This window comes from Pseudomonas sp. RIT357 (assembly GCF_000632245.1).
Lineage (GTDB): Bacteria > Pseudomonadota > Gammaproteobacteria > Pseudomonadales > Pseudomonadaceae > Aquipseudomonas > Aquipseudomonas sivasensis.
Genome location: NZ_JFYX01000047.1, coordinates 178673 through 199962, shown reverse-complemented (window position 1 = coordinate 199962; position 21290 = coordinate 178673). Strand labels below are relative to the sequence as shown.

The following is a 21290-nucleotide window of genomic DNA, read 5'->3' as shown; positions in this document are numbered from 1 at the left end:
CCATGAACACAGCATTGCTCACACGCAGCCTGTTGCTTGGCCTGATATCGCTGGCGCCACGCCTGGCGGGTGCGGACCTGCTGCCGACCCATGCCGACGCGGAAGTGGGATTGGCCAGTGCCCTGCGCTTGCACGGGGATGATCCGGTCACGCAGAAAGCGGTGTATTTCAAGGCCAACCTGGAAGACAACTGGGACAGCGGCTACTACAAGGCCAAAGGCCGGGTACGCTACGACGCGCGCTATGACGGGCATAACCCTTATAGCCAGGAGGCACGGGATGACTACCGTTTCAGTGCCGACTGGCGGCATCTGTATTGGGGCCATTACCTGGGTGACGGTGAGGTCACCGTGGGTTGGCAGCAAGTCGTCTGGGGCCGCGCCGATGAGTTGCGGGTGTTGGACCAGGTCAACCCTATCGATTACCGCGAAGGCGTGACGGCCTTGCTTGAAGACAGCCGCATCGCGGTGCCAATGGTGCGTTTGACCCAACCCGTGGGCGAGTGGGAAGTAGAAGCCTTGTGGATAACCGACTTCCTGAAAAACCAGGCGCCGGCCCAAGGCAGCGAATTCGACGCTCCGTTGTTCGCAGTACCGGACCCGGACCTGTTCCTGGTCGGTTCAAAGCCGGACTACAGCGGGCAAAAGGGGTTCTCCTATGGCATGAGCGCCAACGGCAGGATTGGTTCGGTGGACGCCAGCTTTGTCGCCCTCAACGCCCGCCAGCAAGACCCGGTGTATGCCGTCGAAGGTATCGCTGACGATCAGCGCGTGGTTCTGGAGCGCCAGTTCCCCCGCTACAGCATGGGCGGTGCCGGCCTGGCGATCGACGCCGGCCACAGCATCGTGGTGCGCAGTGAGGTGGCCTACTTCGACCGCTGGCACGTCACCAATCCGTACCGTAACCACGGCAGCAGCCAGAGCCCGATGGTCAAGTCCTTGCTGGGCGTGGACTACCTGCTGCGCAACTGGCTGATCTCCGTGCAATGGCAGGAGCAGCAATTGCTCGACTGGCAGCAGGGCATGGTGCAGGACAAACGCGAGCCGCTGTTCACGCTGTCCGCCGAAGGCACCCACCTGCGTGACCGCCTCAAGTCCCGCCTGGTACTGGCGATGTCCCCTCCCGCCAAGGACGACGCCTTGCTGCAAGGCATCTTCACGTACACCCCCGTGGACTGGCTGAAGCTGGGGCTGGAGGTGGATGTGTTTTTTGGCAAAGAAGACCGCACGTTTGGCCAATACAGCCAGCGCGACCAACTGCGTGTGTCGGCGGGTTATCTGTTCTGAGCCCCGTTCCGACCTCAATAAAAAAACCACTTCAAGAAAAGGAAATTTCTATGTTGCCGCCCCTCAAGGTCCTGACCGCCAGCCTCCTGATGCTCACCAGCATGGGGGCACTGGCCGCCCCGAACGCCGACGAAATCATTCGTCAGGCCCGTGACCGCAATGACGGCAAGAGCTTCATGTCGCAGGTTTCGCTGATCCTGCTGGACAAGCAAGGCAACAGCCGGGTGCGCGAGTTCAGCTACCTGCAAAAGGATTACCCGGACAGTGACAAGTTCACCATGTACTTCTCGGCCCCCAACGATGTCCGCAACGTCGCCTTCCACATCGAAAACCCCCACGAAGCCCTGAGTGCCGAGGACAGCCAATGGATGTACCTGCCGGTCAGCCGGCAAACCCGCCGGATCTCGACCACCGACAAGCGTGGCGCATTCATGGGCAGTGATTACTCCTACGCGGATCTGGACAAGATCCGGGCCGATGACTACAGCCAGACACTGGTAGGCGAAGAGACCATCAACGGGCGTGAATGCTACGTCATCGAGCGCACGCCGGTGTCTGCGCAGATCCTGGCCAAAACCGGCTACAACCAACTCAAGGTCTGGATCGACAAGCAGAACAGGCTGGTCATGCGTCAGGATTTCTTCGACGTCAAAGGCGTGATGTTCAAGCAGATGCGGACGCTGAAAGTCGAGACAGTCGATCAAATCGACAGCATCACCCTCAGCGAAACCGAAGACTTCATCGCCGGCACGCGCTCCCAACTGAAGTTCAACCAGTTGCAGTACAACGTCGAACTGGACGACTGGCTGTTCAACCAGACCGCGATCAAACGCGGCCTCAAAACTGGCGACCTGCCTGAATTTGCCGTCTCCGCTCGCTGAATACTGCGCCTGCCTTTCGTGGAACCGATTGAACTATGGAACGATACCTGAACTTCGTTGAGCGCTATGCGCGCACGATTGTATTTGTGCTGGTGGCGATCACGGCCTACTTCACCTATGCCCTCGGCTCGCTGATGTCGGACACCAATCCCTATTTGCTCAAGGAAAGCCATCCAGCGCGAAAAACCATTATTGAACTGCAACACGAGTTCACCGGCACCTATGACTCGGTCATGGTGGCCCAGAGTAATGCGCACAGTGTGTTTAACACTCAGTCGCTTAACGCCCAGTTCGAAATCTCCCAGGCCCTTCGCCGGCTGATGCTGGCCAATGCCGACGATGAGGTCGAGTTGCGCCGCATTGTCGGCAGACACGAAAGCGACAGTCGCGCCCAACTGTTGGCCAGCGATATCCTCGGCGACGGGTTCAGCCAGAACGATTACGCCCAAGCCAAGGCCCTGCGCGATCACGCCCGCAGCCAGGGCTGGGAGGAGCGCGATCAGCAGTTTCTAGCCTTCCTGGCAGAACGGATCAATCCGATCCAGGAAATGGCCTCGATGGCCGACCTGGAAAACATCAGCCTGAGCGCTGACGGCGAACTGTGGATTCACAAGACACTGCACGCCTTGGACATGGACCCGCAACTCGTCGAAGCCCAGATCATGGGCAATGAGCAAATGGTCGGTGGAGTGGTTTCCCCTGACAGAAAAGTCGCGGTGGTGGTGGCCGAGTTAGGCACCAAGCAAGACGATGCTCAGGCGCAACTGCGGGCTTACCAACAGGTTCGCCAGATCGTCGCTGACTACCAGAGCAAACATCCGCAGTTCACCGATGAAGTGTTCATCGCCGGAACCCCGATCTTCATCGCCGCCCAACAAGAGATCATCGATCACGACCTGGCGCTGCTGTTTCCGATCGTGTTCCTGCTCGTGACCTCCATGCTGGTGTTCTTTTTCCGCAAGCCCTTGGGCGTGTTCCTGCCGCTGTTCAATATCCTCTTCTGCACGATCTGGACGCTGGGGCTGATGGCATTGTTGAAGGTGCCCATCGACCTGCTTACCAGTGTGCTGCCGGTATTTTTGTTCACGATCTGCTGTGCCGACGCGATACACGTGATGGCTGAGTACTATGAGCAACTCAATGCGGGCAAGACGTACCGCGAGGCCAACCGCGAGACTATGCGCCGCATGGTGGTCCCGGTCGTGTTGACCACCGTGACCACCATCGCCACGTTCATGATCTCCACCACCAACAACATCGTCAGCATCCGCAATTTCGGGGTATTCATGTCCATCGGGCTGACGGCCGCGCTGATCATCTCGCTGCTGTTGATTCCGGCGTGGATTTCCATCTGGGGTAAAGACCAGCCGTTGCGTAAAACCGTACACAAAGAGTCGATTATCTCGCGCTACCTGGTGGCTTTTTGTGCCCGCCTGATCCGCTGGCGCAAACCGGTGCTGTTGGTCAGCTTGCCGATGTTGGCGCTGATGACGGTGTTTACCTTCATGGTCGATATCGAAGACTCAGGCATCGCTTACTTCAAGAAAGACAGCCCGGTGCGTGTTTCCGATGAGTTCATCAACCGCTCACGGATCGCGGGCACTTCCCCTGGCTGGATTGCGTTCGATACCAAGACTCCGCGTGGCGCGCTGACCACTGAGACCGTGCAGTTCCTCGACAAACTCGACCACTTTCTCAAGTCCCAGCCCAACGTCAGCTATACCTATTCGGTGGCGGCCTACGTCAAGCGCATGAACCTTGTGCTCAATGACATGAACCCCGAATACCTGCGAGTACCGCAGGCCGTGGAGCAGGTGACGTCAGTCAACGATGAGGGGCAGGCGGAAACCTTTGAAGTCGACGGAAACTCGCTGATCGAGCAACACATCATGATGTTCGAGAACGGCGGCGGCTCAGACTTGCAGAACGTGCTCAATGCCGACTACTCCAAGGCCTTGACGCTCTACACCATGACCTCTTCGGTGGCCAGCGACTACAAAGACATGCTTGATCGCCTGGACGCCTGGCTGTTGGTGAACAAGCCGGCCAACCTGCAGGTGACCCATGCCGGTACGCCGAAAATCTGGACCGGCATCCTGGCGGAGATCACCCAGGGCCAAGTCCTGAGCTTCTCGCTCGCGCTGCTGGTGGTCACGCTGATGATGATGTTCTGGTTGAAATCCGTCCGGCTGGGGATTCTGGGCATGCTGACGCTGCTGACCACCTCGGTGACGGTGTACGGCTTTATGTACCTGCTGAACATTGAGCTGAACATTGGCACGACACTGGTAACGTTCCTTGTAGTGGGCGTGGTGGATTACGCGGTGCACCTGCTGTCGCGTATCAAGTTGCTGGTCCAGGAAGGTATCCACGTGGACGAGGCGATTTTGACGGCGATGCACAGTGTCGGGCGTTCGACGGTGGTCAACGTGGTGATTTTCTCCGTAGGTTTCCTGGCCCTGCTGTTTTCCGCCTACAAGCCGGTCATTGACTTGGGCACGCTGGTCGCGCTGGCTCTGTTCTCCAGCGGTGTGATGACCATTTTGTTAGTAACGCTGATATCTCCGTGGTTCTTCGCAGCCATTGTGCCCGAGCAACGGGGAGATGAACGCGAACACCCAGAACGCCAGGGCGCTTTGGGATAAACGCTGAAGAGGACGACGCCGGCCATATCCATTGAGCACCCACGGATTGCCGGCGTTTGCGAAGCGCACACACCGCTTCATGAGATTGTGCAGCACGTTCGTTCAGGCCGTTTTGGACAGATGTTCAAACTGGCATTGGTACTGGGCGTCCTTGAGGCTGCTTTCGAACTGTTCAAGGCCGTCGTAGATGCTTTGCAACCCTTCGATCTGAGTCTTCAGTTCCAGCTTTTTATCCGCAATGGCCTGGTTGGCCAAATCCCACGGCAGCTCCTGGCCGCGGTGATCCTGAAGGATCGCCTGCATTTCCTTGAGTTTGAAGCCCAGCTGCTGCGCGCATTTGATGAACGTCAGCAGTTCAACGCTTTGCTGGCTATAGACCCGGTACTTACCTTCGCGCGCAGGCGGTGGCAGCAAACCAATGTCTTCATAGTGGCGGATGGTCTTGACTGTCGTGCCCGACAGCTGGGCTGCTTTGCCGATATACATGTAAAAGTCCTTTTTTATGGCACAGACGGGGGGTGCGCACTTTGGCGCGCCGCATCTTCACACATGTGTGCGGCGTCTGAAACCCGACAGTGTCAAAAGGCTATGCAGTGGCAGAGATGAAGCAGGCATCGCCTGTTGCAAGGCGATGCTGTAAGCGGTGTGTCAACGAGCAGCGATCTCCTGAGCTTGCTTGAGCCAGGCTTGCCGCTGGGAATCGCCGGAACCGAGGATCGGCCCGAACGTGAGGGTCTTCAACGGTTTGATGCCGCAGAACTCCAACGTGGTCTTGCGCATCTGGTGCAGCCCCGGCATGCGATAGAACCATTTGTAGTACCACGGCGGGGTATCCATCGTGACCAGCAGGTGAGCGGTGCGCCCCTTCAAGAGCTTGTCGGGAAAGGCTTTGCCTTCGCGGTACTTGAAGGCGAAACCGGGAAGGAATATCCGATCGAAAAAGCCTTTCATCAAGGCCGGAATCCCTCCCCACCAGATGGGATACACAAACGCCAGGTGCTCAGCCCATGTGATATCGGCCTGCGCCTTGAGCAGATCAGGCTCCAAGAGCTGAACCTGCTTGTAGCCATCGTGCAGCACGGGATCGAAGCGCAGCGCATCCAGCCGTAACAGACGCACCTCATGCCCCGCACGTGTAGCCGCCTCCACATAAGTGTCGGTCAGTGCTCCACAGAAACTGTCGGTTGAGGGATGCCCCAAAATCACCAGAACTCGCTTACTCATCATCACTTCATCCTGAAAGTTGAGCGTTCAGAATAGGGTGTGCCCGTAACGGGAGAGTCAACAGGGAGGTTTGCCAAATGCTGGTATAGCCGGGTGCATTGCGCACCGGCAGGTAAGCTCCAAATCGCAGGCAAAAAAAAACCCGGAAATCCTCACTTACGTGGGCCTTCCGGATTTTCTAAACCGCCAAAAATGGTGGGTCGTGTGGGATTCGAACCTACGACCAATTGGTTAAAAGCCAACTGCTCTACCAACTGAGCTAACGACCCGCTGTGTGGTGGCGCGTATAATACTGATTTCTAAGGATTATTCAACACCTTATTTGAAATAAATCAGAAATAACGCGTTGGGTCCGTAATTCCGGCCATTTTGAAGCCCTCTGCACGCAGCCGGCAGCTGTCACATTTCCCACAGGCACTACCGCCTTCGTCTGCCTGATAGCAGGAAACAGTCAGCGCGTAATCGACGCCAAGTCCTACGCCTGCCTTCACGATATCGGCCTTGCTCATGTTTTGCAGCGGCGCCTGGATACGAAACCCCTGCCCCTCTACACCGGCCTTGGTGGCCAGGTTGGCCATGCGCTCAAAAGATTCGACGAACTCCGGACGGCAGTCCGGGTAACCGGAATAATCCAGCGCATTGACGCCGATAAAGATGTCGCGGGCGTTAAGCACTTCGGCCCAGCCAAGGGCCAGGGACAGGAACACTGTGTTGCGTGCCGGTACGTAAGTGACCGGGATGCCTTCCGAGGGTGCTTCTGGCAGGTCGATGGTGTTGTCGGTCAACGCCGAACCACCCATGCCGCCTAGATTCAGGCCAACCACCTTGTGCTCGATCACACCGAGGTCGCGGGCGACACGCGCAGCCGCGTTCAACTCGGCGCGGTGACGTTGGCCATAATCGAAGCTCATGGTGTAACAGCTATAGCCTTGCGCTCGCACCATGGCCACCAATGTGGCGGAGTCGAGACCACCGGATAGCAGAATGACTGCGCGCTTTTGATCAGTCATCTCAGCGCCCCGGCTCGTCGTTCCACAGGTATTTATGCAGCTGCAATTGCAGGCGTACGGGCAAGTTATCGGCAACCACCCAGTCGGCCAGATCGCGTGCGTTCAGGTCATGGTGGCTGGGGGAGAACAGCACTTCACCGGCACGGCGTTCGAGGCCGTACTGGATCAACTTGGAGTTGGCCCAGTCGTAATCCTCACGAGAACAGATGACAAACTTGACCTGATCGTTGGGCGTCAGCAGTTCGATGTTCTCGTAAAGGTTGCGGTGCGCTTCCTTGGAGCCTGGGGTTTTGAGGTCTAGCACTCGGCTCACACGCGGGTCTACCGCGGAGATATCCAAAGCACCGCTGGTTTCCAGGGAGACTTCGTAACCGGCATCACACAACTGCTTGAGCAAAGGAATGGCGTTGGGCTGAGCCAGGGGCTCGCCGCCTGTCACACAGACGTAACGCGGCCGGTAGCTGGCAACCTGCTCCAAAATGTCTTCAAGGGTTCGAACGGTGCCGCCACTGAAGGCATAGGCGCTGTCACAGTATTGGCAACGTAACGGGCAGCCGGTCAGGCGCACAAATACTGTGGGCAGGCCGGCGGTGCGTGTTTCACCCTGTAACGAGTAAAAAACTTCGGTGATGCGTAATGTGTCTTGCATAGTCGCCACGGGCGTAACAGCTAAACAGGCTGTCCGCCTCCGTCAGGCACTTCAAGGAACCCCGCCAACGCGTAGGCCCCAGGAAGCGGGTGTCATAAAAGGGCGTGGATTCTAACGAAAAAACCCGCGCCAGGCGCGGGTTTCTTCTAAACGGGCAGCATCGCTTACAAGCGTTGCAGATCCCGTTGAGCCAACTGTGCAGCAGAAGTGCCCGGATATTGGGCAACGACCTGCTGCAGAATGCCTTTGACCTTGTCGGTATGACCCAGGCGGCGCTCTACGTCAGCGAGTTTGTACAGCGAATCCGGCACCTTGGCGTGCTTGGGGTACAGCTGGCTGACCTTGGCAAATGCCTGGCCCGCCCCCTGCAAATCACCCTTTGCCAGGTTCACCTCGCCCAACCAGTACTGGGCGTTGCCCGCGTACTGGCTGTTTGGGTATTTGCGCAGGAATGCGGTAAACGCCTGGCTGGCCTTATCGAAATCCTTGGCTTTGATCAGGTCGAAGGCTGCATCGTAATACAGCTTTTCCTTCGCAGGATCACCCGGTTCACTGCTGGCGGCAGGGGCTTGGCTCGCGGCCGCGGCCCCTACTGCTGCACCACCGGCAGCGGCGCTTGGCGCGCCACCGGCAGAAGAATTATCAGGAGTAGCGGCAGGTGTAACGCCGGCTCCTATGCGTCGATCAAGATCCTGGTAACGCTCCAGGCCTTCTTGCTTCAGCTGACGCACTTCATTCTGCAGAACTTCAATGGTGCCTTGTTGCTGCGCCAATTGATCCTGCATGCGTTGCAGCTGGTTGAACAGTTCGCCCTGTGCCGAAGGGGCGGACGTAGCCGCCCCCCCAGCATAGGCGCCGTTCGTGCCATAACCTGCTGGCGGATAGCTGCTCCCGCTATTGTTATAGCCAGAGTTGCTATCTTCCACAGGAACCGCAGCCCACACCGCAAGCGGTGCGAAGCTGAGAGCCAATACAGTTAGAGCACGACGGCACGTTCGCATGACGAATTACTTACGCAGTTCGACGCGACGGTTTTGAGCCCAGGACTGCTCGTCGTGGCCAGTAGCAACTGGACGCTCTTTACCGTAGGAAACCAGTTCCAGTTGGCCTGGAGCAACACCTTGCAGTACCAGGTAGCGCTGAACGGCTTTCGCACGACGCTCGCCCAGTGCCATGTTGTACTCACGAGTACCACGTTCGTCGGTGTTACCTTCCAGAACAACGCGAGCGCCGTTAGCTTTCAGGTCCTTCGCGTGAACGTCCAGAGCGCGCATGGCTTCTGGTTTCAGGTCCGAACTGTCGTATTCGAAGTAGAAAGTGGTGATAGCGCGCAGAGCAGCTTCTTCGCTCAGGGAGCCGTCAACTGCACCAGTGTTAGCGCCGTAACCAGCGTTTGGATCAACAGCTGCGCCTTCACCGGCATTGTCGCCGCCTTTAGACGAGCAACCAACGGCTACGGACAGAGCCAGAGCCAGAGCAGCAAACTTACCAAACTTCAGCATTTCCATCGTGAAACTCCTAATGAACCCCAGTGTGTTAAGTACTTCTTTTTGTAGCGCCGCGTCAGTTCAGGTAAGGGGACCAGGACGGTTCTCTGACTTCGCCTTGAGCGGTAGGAAGCGGGAGCCTCACGCGTCCATTAATGGACACGAGCATCAAGACTCCCCGGCCCTGCTGGCGGGTGGCGTAGATTACCATGGTGCCGTTGGGCGCAACAGTAGCTGACTCATCAAGGTTGGTATCTGTGAGGATTTTTACGGTTCCACGCTGCAAATCCTGGGCCGCAACCCGGAAATTAGTGAAGCCATCCTGACGGTGAATCATCACCAACGTCTTTTCGTCAGCCGAAAGCTTAGGGTTAGCGTTGTAGTTACCAATAAAGGTCACTCGTTCCGCGCCGCCACCACTAATGCTCGATTTATAGATTTGTGGCTTGCCGCCCCGGTCAGAGGTGAAATAGATGGTCGAACCATCCTTGCCCCAGAACGGTTCAGTATTGATACCCGGGCCACTGGTAACACGATTGATCTGGCGCGAAGCCATGTTCATCACGTAGATATCCGGGTTGCCGTCTTTAGACAGCACGAATGCCAGGCGCGAACCATCCGGCGACCAGGCTGGCGCGCCGTTGAGGCCTTCGAAGTTGGTGATCTGCTCACGACGACCAGTATCGATGTGCTGGACGAAAATGCGCGGACGCTTCTGTTCGAACGACACGTAGGCAATGCGCTTGCCGTCCGGCGCAAAGCGCGGCGACAGGATAGGCTCACGCGATTGCAGCAACGTTACGGCACGTGCGCCGTCGTAGTCCGAGCGCTGCAGAGTGTAGCGAGTGTTATCTACAGAGAAACGCTCAGCCGTTACGTAAAGCAGGCGTGTCGAGAACGCCCCTTTGATACCGGTGAGTTTTTCAAACGACTGGTCCGAGATGTAGTGGGCCATGTCCCGCAGTTGTTCGGTGGTGCCCGAAACGCTGCCGGTCAGGACCTGTTGCTCGGTGGCCACGTTGAACAAGGTGTATTGGATTTGCAGGCGACCGCCGGCCGGCACGATGTTGCCGACCATCAGGTACTGGGCGCCAACGGCTTTCCAGTCACGGAACACGACTTCGCTGGCCTGGTTCGGCTGGCTGATCATGTTGCCTTTCGGAATCGGCGCGTAGTAACCGGAGTTGCGCAGGTCGTCGCTGACGATCTGGGCCATGTCGTCCGGCAGCACACTGCCGCCCTGCCAACCGAACGGTACAACAGCGATCGGGGTGGCCCGGTCGCTACCGCTGGTTACCAGGATGTTCTTTTCATCCGCCGCCGCTATCCCTGCCATACAGCAAATAACGACAAGCATTCCTCGAAGAAGGTTTCTCACAAGGCTAGATCCTCAGGTGTGAATGTCATCTTGAATGAACGATAGGGAGCGAAGTCGCTTGGTTTCATTCCCTGCATCTCGGTCAACCGGCCAATGTTCTTGACTGCGGCAACCGCCGAACTGTCGAACGAACCATCACCACTGGACTTGGCCACGCTGACCGAAGTCACCGTACCGTCCGGCAACATGCCGATCTGCAGCACTACTGTCATGCCTTTGCGCGCCGAAGGTGGACGTGTCCAGCCTTCTGCTGCCCGTGCCCGAATCAGGTCGTCGAAACTGCCCGCGACTTCATCACCACGCTCATCGGCCAAGGCTTGCTGACGCTGCGGCGTGTCGGAGAGCAAATCTGCCAAGGCCTGGGCCTTTTTCTCTTCGGCGGATTTACGCGCTGCTTCCTGGGCCTTTTTCTTGGTGGCGTCGGCGGCAGCTTTCTTCTTCGCGTCGTCGGCGATCTTCTTCTTCGCCTCGTCTGCTTCAGCTTTTTTCTTGGCGTCTTCGGCGGCTTTCTTCTTCGCGTCTTCGACTATCTTTTTCTTGGCCTCTTCAGCGGCCTTTTTCTTGGCCTCTTCTTCGGCAGCTTTTTTCGCTTCTTCTTCAGATTTCTTCTTGGCTATATCAGCCAATTGTTTCTCTTCAGCCTTTTTAGCTTCGGCAGCTTTCTCGGACTTCTTGGCTTCATCAGCCTTTTTCGCCTCGTCGGCCTTCTTCGCTTCGTCAGCCTTTTTCGATTCCTCGGCCTTTTGAGCCGCCTCTTCTTTCTTTTGTTCCGCAGCAGCCTTCACCGCTTCCTGCTCGACCTTCTTCTGTTCCATCTGTTCGACTTCAGTCTGGCGCGCAGCCGACTTCTGGGCCTCACCCGCAATCTTCTGATTGGTCTGGGTGGTGGCCTGACTTTTCGATTTCAGCTGATACAGGGTCGCCTGCACGATCGGCTTGGCTGGCGGCAAGTCCGGGGTCATGGCAAAGCTGACGAACAACATGCCAAACACCAGGACGTGCAGGGCAATTGCCCAGACGCTAGGCCAGAAGTAGCTTTCCGAGGCGGACGGCTCTCGCTGTTGCTGCATCAGGGCGCCTCGGTAATCAAGCCAACGTTACCGACGCCGGCCTTCTGCAGCCCACCCATGGCGCCCATGACGGAGCCGTAGTCGACCGACTTGTCGCCGCGAATGAAGACCTGGGTGTGCTTGCCGCCTTCGTTGCCGGAGCGAATGATCTTGGTCACAGCATCAGTCATCGCCGGCAGGGTCAGAGCCTTGTCCTGCTGCTTCTGGGTGTCGACTTCGCTGCCAAGGTTCCAGTAATAGGTCTTGTCAGCCTTGATCGAGATGGTCAAGACCTGGGTATTGTTGTCCTGAGGCAAGGCTTCGCTGGAAACCTTGGGCAGATCAACCTTCACACCCTGGTTGAGCATCGGCGCGGTCACCATGAAGATCACCAGCAGCACCAGCATCACGTCGATGTAAGGCACTACGTTCATCTCGGCGACCGGCTTGCGCTTGGTTCGAGCTCGAGTGATTAAAGCCATCGGGGAGTACCTGCTTATTCTTCGCTGGTGTGCACTTTACGGTGCAGGATCGCCTGGAATTCATCGGCGAAGGTGTAGTAACGGCCAATCAGGTTCTCGCCGCGCGCGGCAAAACGGTTGTAGGCGATAACAGCGGGGATAGCGGCGAACAGGCCGATCGCGGTAGCGATCAGAGCTTCGGCGATACCTGGGGCCACTGTGGCCAGGGTAGCTTGCTGGGCCTGGGCCAGGCCTCGGAAGGAGTTCATGATCCCCCACACGGTACCGAACAGGCCGATGTACGGGCTGACGGAACCAACGGTGGCGAGAAACGGCAGGCTCTGCTCCAGCTTCTCTTCTTCACGGGAGATGGCGACGCGCATGGCACGAGCCACACCTTCCATCACTGCTTCCGGATCAACACCCGGCTGCTGACGCAGACGCGAGAATTCCTTGAAGCCGGCACGGAAGATTTGCTCCACACCCGAATCCGGGTCCGGGTTGCTGCCGGCCTGGCGGTAGAGCTTGGACAGGTCGATACCCGACCAGAAGCGCTCTTCAAAGCTCTCCAGGGCACGTCGACCGGCACGCAGCAGGTTGCTGCGCTGAAAAATCATGACCCAAGAGGTAACCGATGCGGCTACCAGGATCAGCATCACCAGTTGAACCACAACACTGGCATTGCTGACCAGGCTCCACATGGAGGAATGGTCGACGACGGTAGGTTCCACGCTAAATCTCCTGCTTTGATTGTTTACCCGCGCCGCTCACGGCGGCAAAGGCCGCACGTAGAGTTTCGGGAATGGCCCGAGGTTTCAAACTGTTGGTGCGTACACACGCCACCAGGAACTGCCCCTCACAGAGCAGCGTTGCATCCGTTGCCCGCCTGACCTGCTGCTTGAAACGCAGGCTGGCACGGTTCAATTCGATTACTTCAGCGCTAACCAGAAGCTCGTCGTCCAGTCGCGCCGGCGCGTGGTAACGCGCCTCGCTGGAGTGCACGACGAATAACAGGTCCTCCCCTGCCAGCTGGGATTGGGCAAAGCCCAGCTCCCGTAGCCGCTCGGTTCGAGCCCGCTCCATGAACTTGAGGTAATTGACGTAATAAACGATGCCGCCGGCATCGGTGTCCTCGTAATAAACGCGACAGCGATGTGCGAACGACTGATCCCCGTTTTGCGCGCGCATACTCTAGTGCTTACTCCTGAGGTTGCCAATCCGGCTGGGCAACTGTTTTTTCATTCTTTGAAACATTTGCAGTGACTGAATGACGACGCCAGACACTGGGACAGCACAAACATCGAATAAATCGACTCCCATGAAGCTTTTAATCGTCCACTGCATCGAGGAATTCGTCTACCACGGGCATCTCACCCAATCGTGACGGAATGTTTAACCCAAAGTGCAGATAAGCGTGACGCGTCACCACCCGCCCCCTTGGCGTACGCATGATGTAGCCCTGCTGGATCAGGTACGGCTCAAGAACATCCTCAATGGTGTGCCGCTCTTCACTGATGGCCGCAGCCAGGCTGTCAACGCCCACCGGGCCGCCGTCGAATTTCTCGATCATGGTCAAGAGTAGACGTCGATCCTGGTGATCGAAACCATGCTCGTCCACGTCCAGCAAGTTCAGCGCCAAGTCAGCCACTGCCTTGGTGATATGCCCCTTGGCCCGCACTTCAGCAAAATCGCGCACACGACGCAGCAATCGGTTGGCGATCCGTGGCGTGCCACGTGCACGACGCGCAATCTCAAACGCGCCTTCCGGGTCCAGCGGCAAGCCAAGTATGCTCGCCGAACGGCTGACGATGGTCGCCAGATCCGCCGTGCTATAGAACTCAAGACGTTGAACAATGCCGAAACGGTCTCGCAATGGGTTGGTGAGCATGCCCGCACGAGTCGTCGCCCCCACCAGGGTGAACGGTGGCAGGTCGAGCTTGATCGAGCGCGCCGCCGGACCTTCGCCGATCATGATGTCGAGCTGAAAGTCCTCCATCGCCGGGTACAGCACTTCCTCAACGATGGGCGACAACCGGTGAATCTCGTCGATAAACAGTACGTCGTGAGGTTCAAGGTTGGTGAGCAGCGCCGCAAGATCACCCGGACGCTCCAACACCGGGCCGGAGGTGGATTTGATCGACACCCCCATTTCCTGCGCAATGATATTGGCCAGGGTGGTTTTACCCAGCCCCGGTGGACCGAAAATCAATGTGTGATCCAGGGATTCACTGCGCCCGCGCGCGGCCTGGATAAACAACTCCATTTGCTCACGCACGGTGGGCTGGCCGATGTAGTCGGCCAGGCTCAGGGGGCGGATGGCCCGGTCCTGAACTTCTTCACGGTCGCGCGGGCCAGTGGCCGCAATCAGACGATCAGCTTCAATCACTTAAATCATTCCCTTCAGGGCTCGGCGGATCATGTCTTCGCTGCTCAGGTTCTTGTCTTTAATCGCCGACACCGCCTTGCTTGCCTCCTGCGGCTTATAGCCCAGAGAGATAAGCGCGCTGACCGCATCGCTTTCGGCGCTCGCTACTTGGCCCGCCGGCATATCCGGCTGGTTCGGCACCAGGGCGAACATGCTCGGCACAACCTCCCAGGCCTTGAAGCGGTCTTTGAGCTCGACCAACAGGCGCTCGGCGGTTTTCTTGCCCACACCCGGTACCTTGGTCAAAGCCGAGGTGTCCTGGGCCGAAACGGCACGCACCAACTCGTCTACTTCCAGGCTCGACATCAAGGCCAGCGCCAGTTTCGGCCCTACGCCATTGAGGCGAATCAGTTCGCGAAAAAAGTCTCGGTCACGCTTGCCGATGAAACCATAGAGTAGTTGCGCGTCTTCGCGCACCACCAAATGGGTGTGCAGCGTTATCGGCTCACCGACCGACGGTAGGCGATAGAGTGTGGTCATGGGCACTTCGAGCTCATACCCCAACCCGTTTACATCCAGAATCAGGTGCGGCGGCTGTTTCTCAGCCAGGGTGCCGCGCAAGCGTCCAATCACGGTTCAAATCCTTAAAGCGTGGGGGGTCAGATCGAGGCCTGACCGCAAATTTCGATTGCGCTGATGCTATCAGAGACGCAGCCGCCCGCCACGACTGCGTGCTGTGCCCAACCCGTGGGGCAGCAGGCTGGAACGGGTGTGTGCATGGCAAATGGCAATAGCCAGGGCGTCAGAGGCATCAATCTGCGGTTTTGAGGTGAGCTTGAGCATGTGCATGACCATCATCTGAACCTGCTCTTTATTAGCGGCGCCGGTGCCGACCACGGCCTGCTTGACCTGAGTAGCAGTGTATTCCGCGATTTCCAGGCTCTCTTCGGCGCCGGCGACGATGGCAGCGCCACGGGCCTGGCCGAGCTTCAACGCCGAGTCAGCGTTTTTTGCCATGAACACCTTTTCGATGCCCATGGTCACCGGCCCGTAGGTCTGGATCACTTCGCGCACGCCGCGATAAACAATCTGCAGGCGCTCGGCTAACTCGCCCGCGCCGGTGCGGATGCAGCCCGAGGCGACATAGACGCAGCCGCGCGGGGTGTGTTGCACCACACCAAAGCCGGTGATGCGCGAACCGGGGTCGATACCTAGGATTAAAGTCATAACGCCTGCAGGTTGGATAAACACATTTTTTGATACACCGTAGTTCCAATGTGGGAGGGGGCTTGCTCCCGATAGCAGTGTGTCAGTCAGCTTATGTCTAACTGGACGACCGCCATCGGGAGCAAGCCCCCTCCCACATTTGGATCTACGTCATTCCTCAGCCTAGCTGTTCGGCCACGGATTCCGGAATATCGGCGTTGGAATACACGTTTTGCACATCATCCAGGTCTTCCAGCATATCCAGCAGCTTCAGCACCTTCTGCGCGCCATCCAAGTCCAACTCGGCGCTGGTGGTCGGCAGCATCACGATTTCCGCGTCGGTGCCTTTGAAACCAGCAGCTTCTAGGGCGTTGCGCACGGCATAGAAGCTGGCAAACGAGGTGAATACATCGATGGAACCGTCTTCGTTGGTCACCACGTCGTCGGCATCCGCTTCCATCGCGGCTTCCATCAGCGCATCTTCATCCGTGCCAGGCGCAAAGGAAATCTGGCCCTTGCGCTCGAACAGATAGGCCACCGAACCGTCAGTCCCGAGGTTGCCGCCACACTTGCTGAACGCGTGACGCACAGCGGCGGCTGTGCGGTTGCGGTTATCGGTCATGCACTCGACCATCACCGCCACGCCGCCTGGGCCATAGCCTTCGTAGGTCAGCTCAACCATGTCGTCGGTATCGGCAGCGCCGGCACCACGGGCCACAGCGCGGTCGATAATGTCGCGGCTCATGTTGGCGCCGAGCGCTTTGTCCAGTGCCAGGCGCAGACGCGGGTTGGAGCCCGGATCACCACCGCCTTGACGGGCAGCGACGGTCAGCTCGCGAATCCACTTGGTGAAAATCTTGCCTTTCTTGGCATCCTGACGCTCTTTGCGGTGCTTGATGTTCGCCCACTTGGAATGGCCAGCCATAACACAACTCCGAAATTCTCTAGAAACCTTGATCAACCCCGCCCCAGGCGGGATACAGCTCTTTAACGCAAAGGCGCATCCGAAGATGCGCCTTTTTGACTGCGTAAAACCCTATAGCGCTTTCACGCAGCAGCCTTACTCAGCCTTTGGCGTCTCGCGCAGACGGATGTGCAGTTCGCGCAGCGCCTTGGCATCCACCACACCCGGAGCCTGGGTCATGACGTCCGCAGCACTCTGGGTTTTCGGGAAGGCGATCACTTCACGGATCGACTGGGCACCGGTCATCAGCATCACCAGACGGTCGAGACCGAACGCCAGGCCACCGTGAGGCGGCGCGCCGTACTTCAGGGCGTCGAGAAGGAAGCCGAACTTCTCTTCCTGCTCCGCTTCGTTGATGCCCAACAGGCGGAATACCGCTTGTTGCATTTCTTTGCGATGGATACGGATCGAACCGCCACCCAGTTCGGTGCCGTTGAGCACCATGTCGTAGGCACGGGACAGTGCGCCAGCCGGGTTGGCTTCCAATTCCTCAGGCGAGCACTTCGGCGCGGTGAACGGATGGTGCAAGGCGCTGAAGCTGCCGTCGTCGTTCTCTTCGAACATTGGGAAGTCGACAACCCACATCGGTGCCCACTTGCAGGTCAGCAGGTCCAGGTCGTGGCCCAGCTTGATACGCAGCGCGCCCAAGGCTTCGCTGACGATCTTGGCTTTGTCTGCACCGAAGAACACGATGTCGCCGTCGACCGCGCCAACGCGATCCAGAATCGCGTTGAGGTTGTCCAGCGGAATGTTTTTCACGATCGGCGATTGCAGACCGTCAACACCGTTGGCGCGCTCGTTAACCTTGATGTACGCCAAGCCCTTGGCACCGTAGATGCCGACAAACTTGGTGTAGTCGTCGATCTGCTTGCGCGGCATGCTCGCGCCGCCAGGCACGCGCAGGGCCGCGATGCGGCATTTAGGATCGTTGGCCGGGCCGCTGAAAACTTTGAAATCAACTTCTTTCAGTTGGTCGGCAACGTCCACCAGTTCCAACGGGTTACGCAGGTCTGGCTTGTCGGAGCCGTAGCGGCGCATGGCTTCTTCGAAGGTCATGTGCGGGAATTCGCCGAACTCCAGGTCCAGCACTTCCTTGAACAGGTTGCGGATCATCTGCTCGGTCAGGCCCATGATCTCTTTTTCATCGAGGAAACTGGTCTCGATGTCGATCTGGGTGAATTCCGGCTGGCGGTCGGCGCGCAGGTCTTCGTCGCGGAAGCACTTGGCGATCTGGTAGTAACGGTCGAAGCCGGCCACCATCAGCAGTTGCTTGAACAACTGCGGCGATTGCGGCAGAGCGAAGAACGAACCGGCGTGGGTACGGCTAGGCACCAGGTAGTCACGCGCGCCTTCCGGGGTGGCCCGGGTAAGGATCGGCGTTTCTACGTCAAGGAAGCCGTTTTCGTCGAGGAAGCGGCGGATGCTGGTGGTCATGCGCGAACGCAGACGCAGCTTCTCGGCCATTTCCGGACGACGCAAGTCGAGGAAGCGGTAGCGCAGGCGGGTTTCTTCGCCGACGTCGGAATATTCATTCAGTGGAAACGGCGGAGTTTCCGACTCGTTCAGCACTTCCAGCTCATAACCCAGCACTTCGATCGCACCGGACGCCATGTTCGCGTTCACAGCACCGGCCGGACGCAGGCGAACCTTGCCGGTGATCTTCACGACGTATTCGCTGCGCACACGGTCAGCGGCGGCGAAGCTCTCGGCGCGGTCCGGGTCAAATACCACTTGGGCCAGACCATCACGATCACGGATATCGAGGAAGATCACCCCGCCGTGGTCGCGGCGACGGTGAACCCATCCGCAAAGGGTAATTTCCTGACCTTCCAGGGTCTCGTTCAGTTGGCCGCAATAGTGGCTGCGCATCATGGTCGTGGTTTCACTTCTCGTAATTCGAAATTCGGTGGAGGCTTGCCTCGTCACCGCACAGTTAAGCAGGGGACGGATAATGCAGTAGCCTGCGCGTGGAGTTCAACTCAGTCTGCTTTGTCGCCGCCGGCCAGATTCTTCTTCGAGCCGGTCTTGAAATCGGTCTCGTACCAGCCGCTGCCGCTCAGGCGGAAGCCTGGCATGGACAACATCTTCTTGAGCTCGGGTGCCTGGCAGGCCGGGCAATCGACCAACGGCGCGGCGCTGATCTTCTGGATGGCTTCCAACTGATGTCCACAGGAAGCACATTGATAGTCGTACATGGGCATGGCGATGTCTCGGCGATCGATCGTTACTGTGCCGCGCCCGCTCTTGGAGTAGAGCAGAGGGAGAAAGCCCCGGCAGCAGCAAAGCGCGAGATTATATCTGGTAAATCGAGGCAGCGCAGCCGGCTTTCTGCCCGGAGCCTGGTCCACTTCGACGGCGGACCGGCCCCAAAGCCGACCGATCACTCAGAGTTTGGCGAGGCAACACGGCCTTTTAATAGATGAACCACGCACACAACCCTGACCAAGCCACTGAAGTTCTTCACACCTCCATACCGCAAGTGCACTTCCCGATCGACATAGGACAGCAGCGCACTGACAGAGCAGGCATTGATCCTGGCTATTTCCGTGAGGATGTTCCAATAGATCTGCTCGAGCCGCAGACAAGTGGAAAACCCATTGAGCCGTACCGATCGGGACATTGGCTTGGCCAGCCCCATATCGAACCCCTTGGCGAAGGGGTCGACGTTTATCTTATGAAAACCACCGGTTTCCATTACTCCAATATCCACTCCACGTGACATACACCTGACACTCCATTGCCAAACAGCAGCCCACGGGTCCTCCCATTGGGCAGTGACCCTATAAAACAGCAGGACGAGGCAGGCAGCCAGAAGACGGGACGTTGAAAGGCGTAGGACAACGCTAGGAAATGCATGGAAACAAGCAAGTGGCGCCGCGATGGCGCCACTCCGGGTCAACGACTACTGATTTTCGAGCAGAGAGCGCAGCATCCACGCGGTTTTCTCGTGAACCTGCATACGCTGAGTCAACAAGTCTGCAGTCGGCTCATCGCTGACTTTATCAAGCAGCGGGAAAATCCCCCGCGCGGTCCGTGTGACAGCTTCCTGGCCCGCCACCAACTGCTTGATCATCTCTTCTGCGCTGGGTACGCCCTCTTCTTCCTTGATGGAAGACAGACGGGCATAGATCGAATAGGCGCCCGGCGCCGGAAAACCCAAGGCACGGATACGCTCGGCAATAGAGTCAACCGCCAGCGCCAGCTCGTTGTACTGCTCTTCGAACATCAAGTGCAGCGTCCGAAACATGGGGCCCGTGACGTTCCAATGGAAGTTGTGGGTCTTCAGGTACAGTACATAGGTATCGGAAAGCAGTCGTGAAAGCCCATCGACGATGGATTTACGATCTTCTTCACTGATACCGATATCGATTGCCATGTTTATCCCCTTCAATTGACAAGCATTCATTGATCAGGTGCAGGACCACTGTAGCAAGAGTGCTGCTGACGCGCAGCCCGCCAAGGACACGGTGCGGCAAATGGTCCTGCGCTTTACGCCCTCTTCGGCGGCAACCAAGCCCTTTGAGCTACGCAGGAAAATTCCCGCCAACCGCCCAAAAAACACCTGCACCTGTCTAGGACCAGCGTTTCACGCAGAAATGCCCCGCACCCTGCAAAGCACGAAAATGCTTGATTTGAGTAGGCACAGCCTTTGCTGTTAAATAGGCAGCGTGTCGCCGCCGTTTTTTCACGGCGAGCGGCATAGGCTGATACCCGTGCACGTGCCCAACGCCTCCCATTGTTCAGAAGCGAACCGTGCCAGTCAGCTCTTCCTTGTGATCCGTCTTAACGTGAGTTAATCAAAATGTTGAAAATCGTCCACCTGCTAACGGGCGTTGCAGCGTTGCTGCTGTCCTTTATCCCGAGCCTGCAGCCTGAAAGCCTGCCCTACCTGCAACAACATGACGCTTTGTACCTGGCCTTGTTCGGCCTTCTTAACCTGACGCTCGCCCCAGTAATCCCTTACTGGAACAAAGGCACGCGCCATCAACTGCAAAACCTGGTCAGCGCGCTGCTGGTACTGACCGTTGTCGTACAAACCCTCACCCTCCTGGCACCCATGCCTGAAGTCGGCGGCCATCCGGCCATCCTGCTCAGCCTGGTAATTGCTGTGGTCGCCATCGCTCTTCACCTGGCTATCAGCTTCTACCGCTCGTCCCCCGCGGCCGCGTCGCAAAACTACGACATGACCAATCGGGATACCGGTACCGTCAAGTGGTTCAACACATCCAAAGGCTTCGGCTTTATTTCCCGTGATTCGGGCGACGATATCTTCGTCCACTTCCGGGCCATTCGCGGCGAAGGCCATCGTGTTCTGGTTGAAGGCCAGCGCGTGGAGTTTTCCGTGATGAATCGCGACAAAGGTCTACAAGCCGAAGACGTGATCGCTGCATTGCCGCGTCGCTGATTCCAGCCGTCGCAGCAAAAAAAACCGCGACCCAGCCTGGCTGGGTCGCGGTTTTTTTTATTGCCTGTCGATCAGTAGTGAGGCGGCGGCGCTTCTTCTTCAGATGACTCGAATTGCCCGCCCATTTCTTCCTGGCGCTTAAGCAGCGCGGTCATCTGCAACTGCAGCCGTTCGACGGCCCGCTGCTGGGTGACCAGGATGTCATTCAGGGTTTCGATGGTGTCGTCCTGGAAGGCCAGGCGGCTTTCCAGTTCAGTGACGCGGTCTTGCAGATCCATGG

Annotated in this window: 24 protein-coding genes and 1 tRNA gene; 4 read left to right on the top strand and 21 right to left on the bottom strand. The window is 57.9% G+C overall.

Translation table 11 applies throughout. The features are described from left to right. Positions 1–2: 2 nt before the first annotated feature. The 3 genes from BW43_RS03340 to BW43_RS03350 are packed head-to-tail and all read left to right on the top strand — an operon-like array spanning position 3 to position 4812. Complete coding sequence (locus tag BW43_RS03340; RefSeq protein ID WP_032890935.1) at positions 3–1286, top strand: DUF1302 family protein; 1284 nt, start codon at positions 3–5, stop codon at positions 1284–1286. Positions 1287–1336: 50 nt separating this feature from the next. Next, a complete protein-coding gene (locus BW43_RS03345; RefSeq protein ID WP_032890933.1) occupies positions 1337–2167 on the top strand; it encodes an outer membrane lipoprotein-sorting protein in 831 nt (276 codons plus the stop codon). A gap of 35 nt (positions 2168–2202) precedes the next feature. Beyond that, a complete protein-coding gene (locus tag BW43_RS03350) occupies positions 2203–4812 on the top strand; it encodes an RND family transporter (RefSeq protein WP_032890931.1) in 2610 nt (869 codons plus the stop codon). A gap of 102 nt (positions 4813–4914) precedes the next feature. Here the strand turns inward: BW43_RS03350 and BW43_RS03355 are convergent, their stop codons facing one another. The 20 genes from BW43_RS03355 to BW43_RS03450 form a co-directional block, all read right to left on the bottom strand. Continuing rightward, positions 4915–5298: a MerR family transcriptional regulator gene (locus tag BW43_RS03355; protein WP_032890929.1), complete on the bottom strand. Its 384-nt coding sequence runs from the start codon at positions 5296–5298 to the stop codon at positions 4915–4917. Between the two features lie 162 nt (positions 5299–5460). Further along, entirely contained in the window at positions 5461–6039 is a 579-nt protein-coding gene (locus BW43_RS03360) for an NAD(P)H-dependent oxidoreductase (RefSeq protein WP_032890927.1), read from the bottom strand. A gap of 190 nt (positions 6040–6229) precedes the next feature. Next, positions 6230–6305: transfer RNA gene (locus BW43_RS03365), tRNA-Lys, on the bottom strand. Positions 6306–6368: 63 nt separating this feature from the next. Further along, on the bottom strand, positions 6369–7046 hold the full coding sequence (queC, locus tag BW43_RS03370) for a 7-cyano-7-deazaguanine synthase QueC (RefSeq protein ID WP_032890925.1): 678 nt from the start codon (positions 7044–7046) through the stop codon (positions 6369–6371). Between the two features lies 1 nt (position 7047). Then, positions 7048–7695 (bottom strand): 7-carboxy-7-deazaguanine synthase QueE, encoded by a 648-nt coding sequence (gene queE, locus BW43_RS03375; RefSeq protein ID WP_032890923.1) that lies wholly within the window; start codon positions 7693–7695, stop codon positions 7048–7050. Between the two features lie 164 nt (positions 7696–7859). Further along, on the bottom strand, positions 7860–8696 hold the full coding sequence (gene ybgF / locus BW43_RS03380; protein ID WP_032890921.1) for a tol-pal system protein YbgF: 837 nt from the start codon (positions 8694–8696) through the stop codon (positions 7860–7862). 6 nt (positions 8697–8702) lie between these two features. Continuing rightward, positions 8703–9203: a peptidoglycan-associated lipoprotein Pal gene (gene pal, locus BW43_RS03385; protein WP_003209827.1), complete on the bottom strand. Its 501-nt coding sequence runs from the start codon at positions 9201–9203 to the stop codon at positions 8703–8705. A 55-nt stretch (positions 9204–9258) separates the two neighbouring features. Further along, complete coding sequence (gene tolB / locus BW43_RS03390; RefSeq protein ID WP_032890919.1) at positions 9259–10539, bottom strand: Tol-Pal system beta propeller repeat protein TolB; 1281 nt, start codon at positions 10537–10539, stop codon at positions 9259–9261. Between the two features lie 17 nt (positions 10540–10556). After that, a complete protein-coding gene (gene tolA, locus BW43_RS03395) occupies positions 10557–11630 on the bottom strand; it encodes a cell envelope integrity protein TolA (RefSeq protein WP_032890917.1) in 1074 nt (357 codons plus the stop codon). After that, positions 11630–12082 (bottom strand): protein TolR, encoded by a 453-nt coding sequence (gene tolR, locus BW43_RS03400; RefSeq protein WP_160384999.1) that lies wholly within the window; start codon positions 12080–12082, stop codon positions 11630–11632. The genes tolA and tolR overlap by 1 nt, the downstream gene beginning before the upstream one ends. A 23-nt stretch (positions 12083–12105) precedes the next feature. After that, on the bottom strand, positions 12106–12801 hold the full coding sequence (gene tolQ, locus BW43_RS03405; RefSeq protein WP_032890916.1) for a protein TolQ: 696 nt from the start codon (positions 12799–12801) through the stop codon (positions 12106–12108). 1 nt (position 12802) lies between these two features. After that, a complete protein-coding gene (ybgC, locus tag BW43_RS03410) occupies positions 12803–13258 on the bottom strand; it encodes a tol-pal system-associated acyl-CoA thioesterase (RefSeq protein ID WP_032890914.1) in 456 nt (151 codons plus the stop codon). A gap of 139 nt (positions 13259–13397) precedes the next feature. Next, the gene (ruvB, locus tag BW43_RS03415) at positions 13398–14456 is read right to left on the bottom strand and encodes a Holliday junction branch migration DNA helicase RuvB (RefSeq protein WP_003175801.1); all 1059 of its coding nucleotides are present in this window, start codon (positions 14454–14456) and stop codon (positions 13398–13400) included. Beyond that, the gene (gene ruvA, locus BW43_RS03420) at positions 14457–15068 is read right to left on the bottom strand and encodes a Holliday junction branch migration protein RuvA (protein ID WP_003175802.1); all 612 of its coding nucleotides are present in this window, start codon (positions 15066–15068) and stop codon (positions 14457–14459) included. Between the two features lie 69 nt (positions 15069–15137). Further along, a complete protein-coding gene (gene ruvC, locus BW43_RS03425) occupies positions 15138–15662 on the bottom strand; it encodes a crossover junction endodeoxyribonuclease RuvC (RefSeq protein WP_032890913.1) in 525 nt (174 codons plus the stop codon). 157 nt (positions 15663–15819) lie between these two features. Next, on the bottom strand, positions 15820–16566 hold the full coding sequence (locus BW43_RS03430) for a YebC/PmpR family DNA-binding transcriptional regulator (RefSeq protein ID WP_032890912.1): 747 nt from the start codon (positions 16564–16566) through the stop codon (positions 15820–15822). 135 nt (positions 16567–16701) lie between these two features. Further along, the gene (gene aspS, locus BW43_RS03435) at positions 16702–18477 is read right to left on the bottom strand and encodes an aspartate--tRNA ligase (RefSeq protein WP_032890910.1); all 1776 of its coding nucleotides are present in this window, start codon (positions 18475–18477) and stop codon (positions 16702–16704) included. Between the two features lie 107 nt (positions 18478–18584). Then, the gene (locus tag BW43_RS03440) at positions 18585–18806 is read right to left on the bottom strand and encodes an FmdB family zinc ribbon protein (protein ID WP_010208103.1); all 222 of its coding nucleotides are present in this window, start codon (positions 18804–18806) and stop codon (positions 18585–18587) included. Between the two features lie 179 nt (positions 18807–18985). Beyond that, positions 18986–19327, bottom strand: coding sequence for a ribbon-helix-helix domain-containing protein (locus BW43_RS03445; RefSeq protein ID WP_032890908.1), 342 nt, complete (start codon positions 19325–19327; stop codon positions 18986–18988). Positions 19328–19507: 180 nt separating this feature from the next. Further along, positions 19508–19981, bottom strand: a complete 474-nt coding sequence (locus tag BW43_RS03450) for a Dps family protein (protein WP_003193874.1) — start codon at positions 19979–19981, stop codon at positions 19508–19510. A 426-nt stretch (positions 19982–20407) separates the two neighbouring features. Between BW43_RS03450 and BW43_RS29460 the strand changes: the two genes are divergently transcribed. After that, a complete protein-coding gene (locus tag BW43_RS29460; RefSeq protein ID WP_032890906.1) occupies positions 20408–21010 on the top strand; it encodes a cold-shock protein in 603 nt (200 codons plus the stop codon). Positions 21011–21081: 71 nt separating this feature from the next. Here BW43_RS29460 and BW43_RS03460 read toward each other — a convergent pair whose 3' ends face one another. Next, positions 21082–21288 (bottom strand): SlyX family protein, encoded by a 207-nt coding sequence (locus BW43_RS03460; protein WP_032890904.1) that lies wholly within the window; start codon positions 21286–21288, stop codon positions 21082–21084. Positions 21289–21290 lie beyond the last annotated feature (2 nt).

Bases quoted from the DNA above. Each gene is read 5' to 3' on its own strand.
- BW43_RS03340 (WP_032890935.1), top strand. From the start codon at position 3: ATGAACACAGCATTGCTCACACGCAGCCTGTTGCTTGGCCTGATATCG.
- BW43_RS03345 (WP_032890933.1), top strand. From the start codon at position 1,337: ATGTTGCCGCCCCTCAAGGTCCTGACCGCCAGCCTCCTGATGCTCACC.
- BW43_RS03350 (WP_032890931.1), top strand. From the start codon at position 2,203: ATGGAACGATACCTGAACTTCGTTGAGCGCTATGCGCGCACGATTGTA.
- BW43_RS03355 (WP_032890929.1), bottom strand. From the start codon at position 5,298: ATGTATATCGGCAAAGCAGCCCAGCTGTCGGGCACGACAGTCAAGACC.
- BW43_RS03360 (WP_032890927.1), bottom strand. From the start codon at position 6,039: ATGATGAGTAAGCGAGTTCTGGTGATTTTGGGGCATCCCTCAACCGAC.
- queC (WP_032890925.1), bottom strand. From the start codon at position 7,046: ATGACTGATCAAAAGCGCGCAGTCATTCTGCTATCCGGTGGTCTCGAC.
- queE (WP_032890923.1), bottom strand. From the start codon at position 7,695: ATGCAAGACACATTACGCATCACCGAAGTTTTTTACTCGTTACAGGGT.
- ybgF (WP_032890921.1), bottom strand. From the start codon at position 8,696: ATGCGAACGTGCCGTCGTGCTCTAACTGTATTGGCTCTCAGCTTCGCA.
- pal (WP_003209827.1), bottom strand. From the start codon at position 9,203: ATGGAAATGCTGAAGTTTGGTAAGTTTGCTGCTCTGGCTCTGGCTCTG.
- tolB (WP_032890919.1), bottom strand. From the start codon at position 10,539: ATGCTTGTCGTTATTTGCTGTATGGCAGGGATAGCGGCGGCGGATGAA.
- tolA (WP_032890917.1), bottom strand. From the start codon at position 11,630: ATGCAGCAACAGCGAGAGCCGTCCGCCTCGGAAAGCTACTTCTGGCCT.
- ybgC (WP_032890914.1), bottom strand. From the start codon at position 13,258: ATGCGCGCGCAAAACGGGGATCAGTCGTTCGCACATCGCTGTCGCGTT.
- ruvC (WP_032890913.1), bottom strand. From the start codon at position 15,662: ATGACTTTAATCCTAGGTATCGACCCCGGTTCGCGCATCACCGGCTTT.
- BW43_RS03430 (WP_032890912.1), bottom strand. From the start codon at position 16,566: ATGGCTGGCCATTCCAAGTGGGCGAACATCAAGCACCGCAAAGAGCGT.
- aspS (WP_032890910.1), bottom strand. From the start codon at position 18,477: ATGATGCGCAGCCACTATTGCGGCCAACTGAACGAGACCCTGGAAGGT.
- BW43_RS03440 (WP_010208103.1), bottom strand. From the start codon at position 18,806: ATGCCCATGTACGACTATCAATGTGCTTCCTGTGGACATCAGTTGGAA.
- BW43_RS03445 (WP_032890908.1), bottom strand. From the start codon at position 19,327: ATGTCACGTGGAGTGGATATTGGAGTAATGGAAACCGGTGGTTTTCAT.
- BW43_RS03450 (WP_003193874.1), bottom strand. From the start codon at position 19,981: ATGGCAATCGATATCGGTATCAGTGAAGAAGATCGTAAATCCATCGTC.
- BW43_RS29460 (WP_032890906.1), top strand. From the start codon at position 20,408: ATGTTGAAAATCGTCCACCTGCTAACGGGCGTTGCAGCGTTGCTGCTG.
- BW43_RS03460 (WP_032890904.1), bottom strand. From the start codon at position 21,288: ATGGATCTGCAAGACCGCGTCACTGAACTGGAAAGCCGCCTGGCCTTC.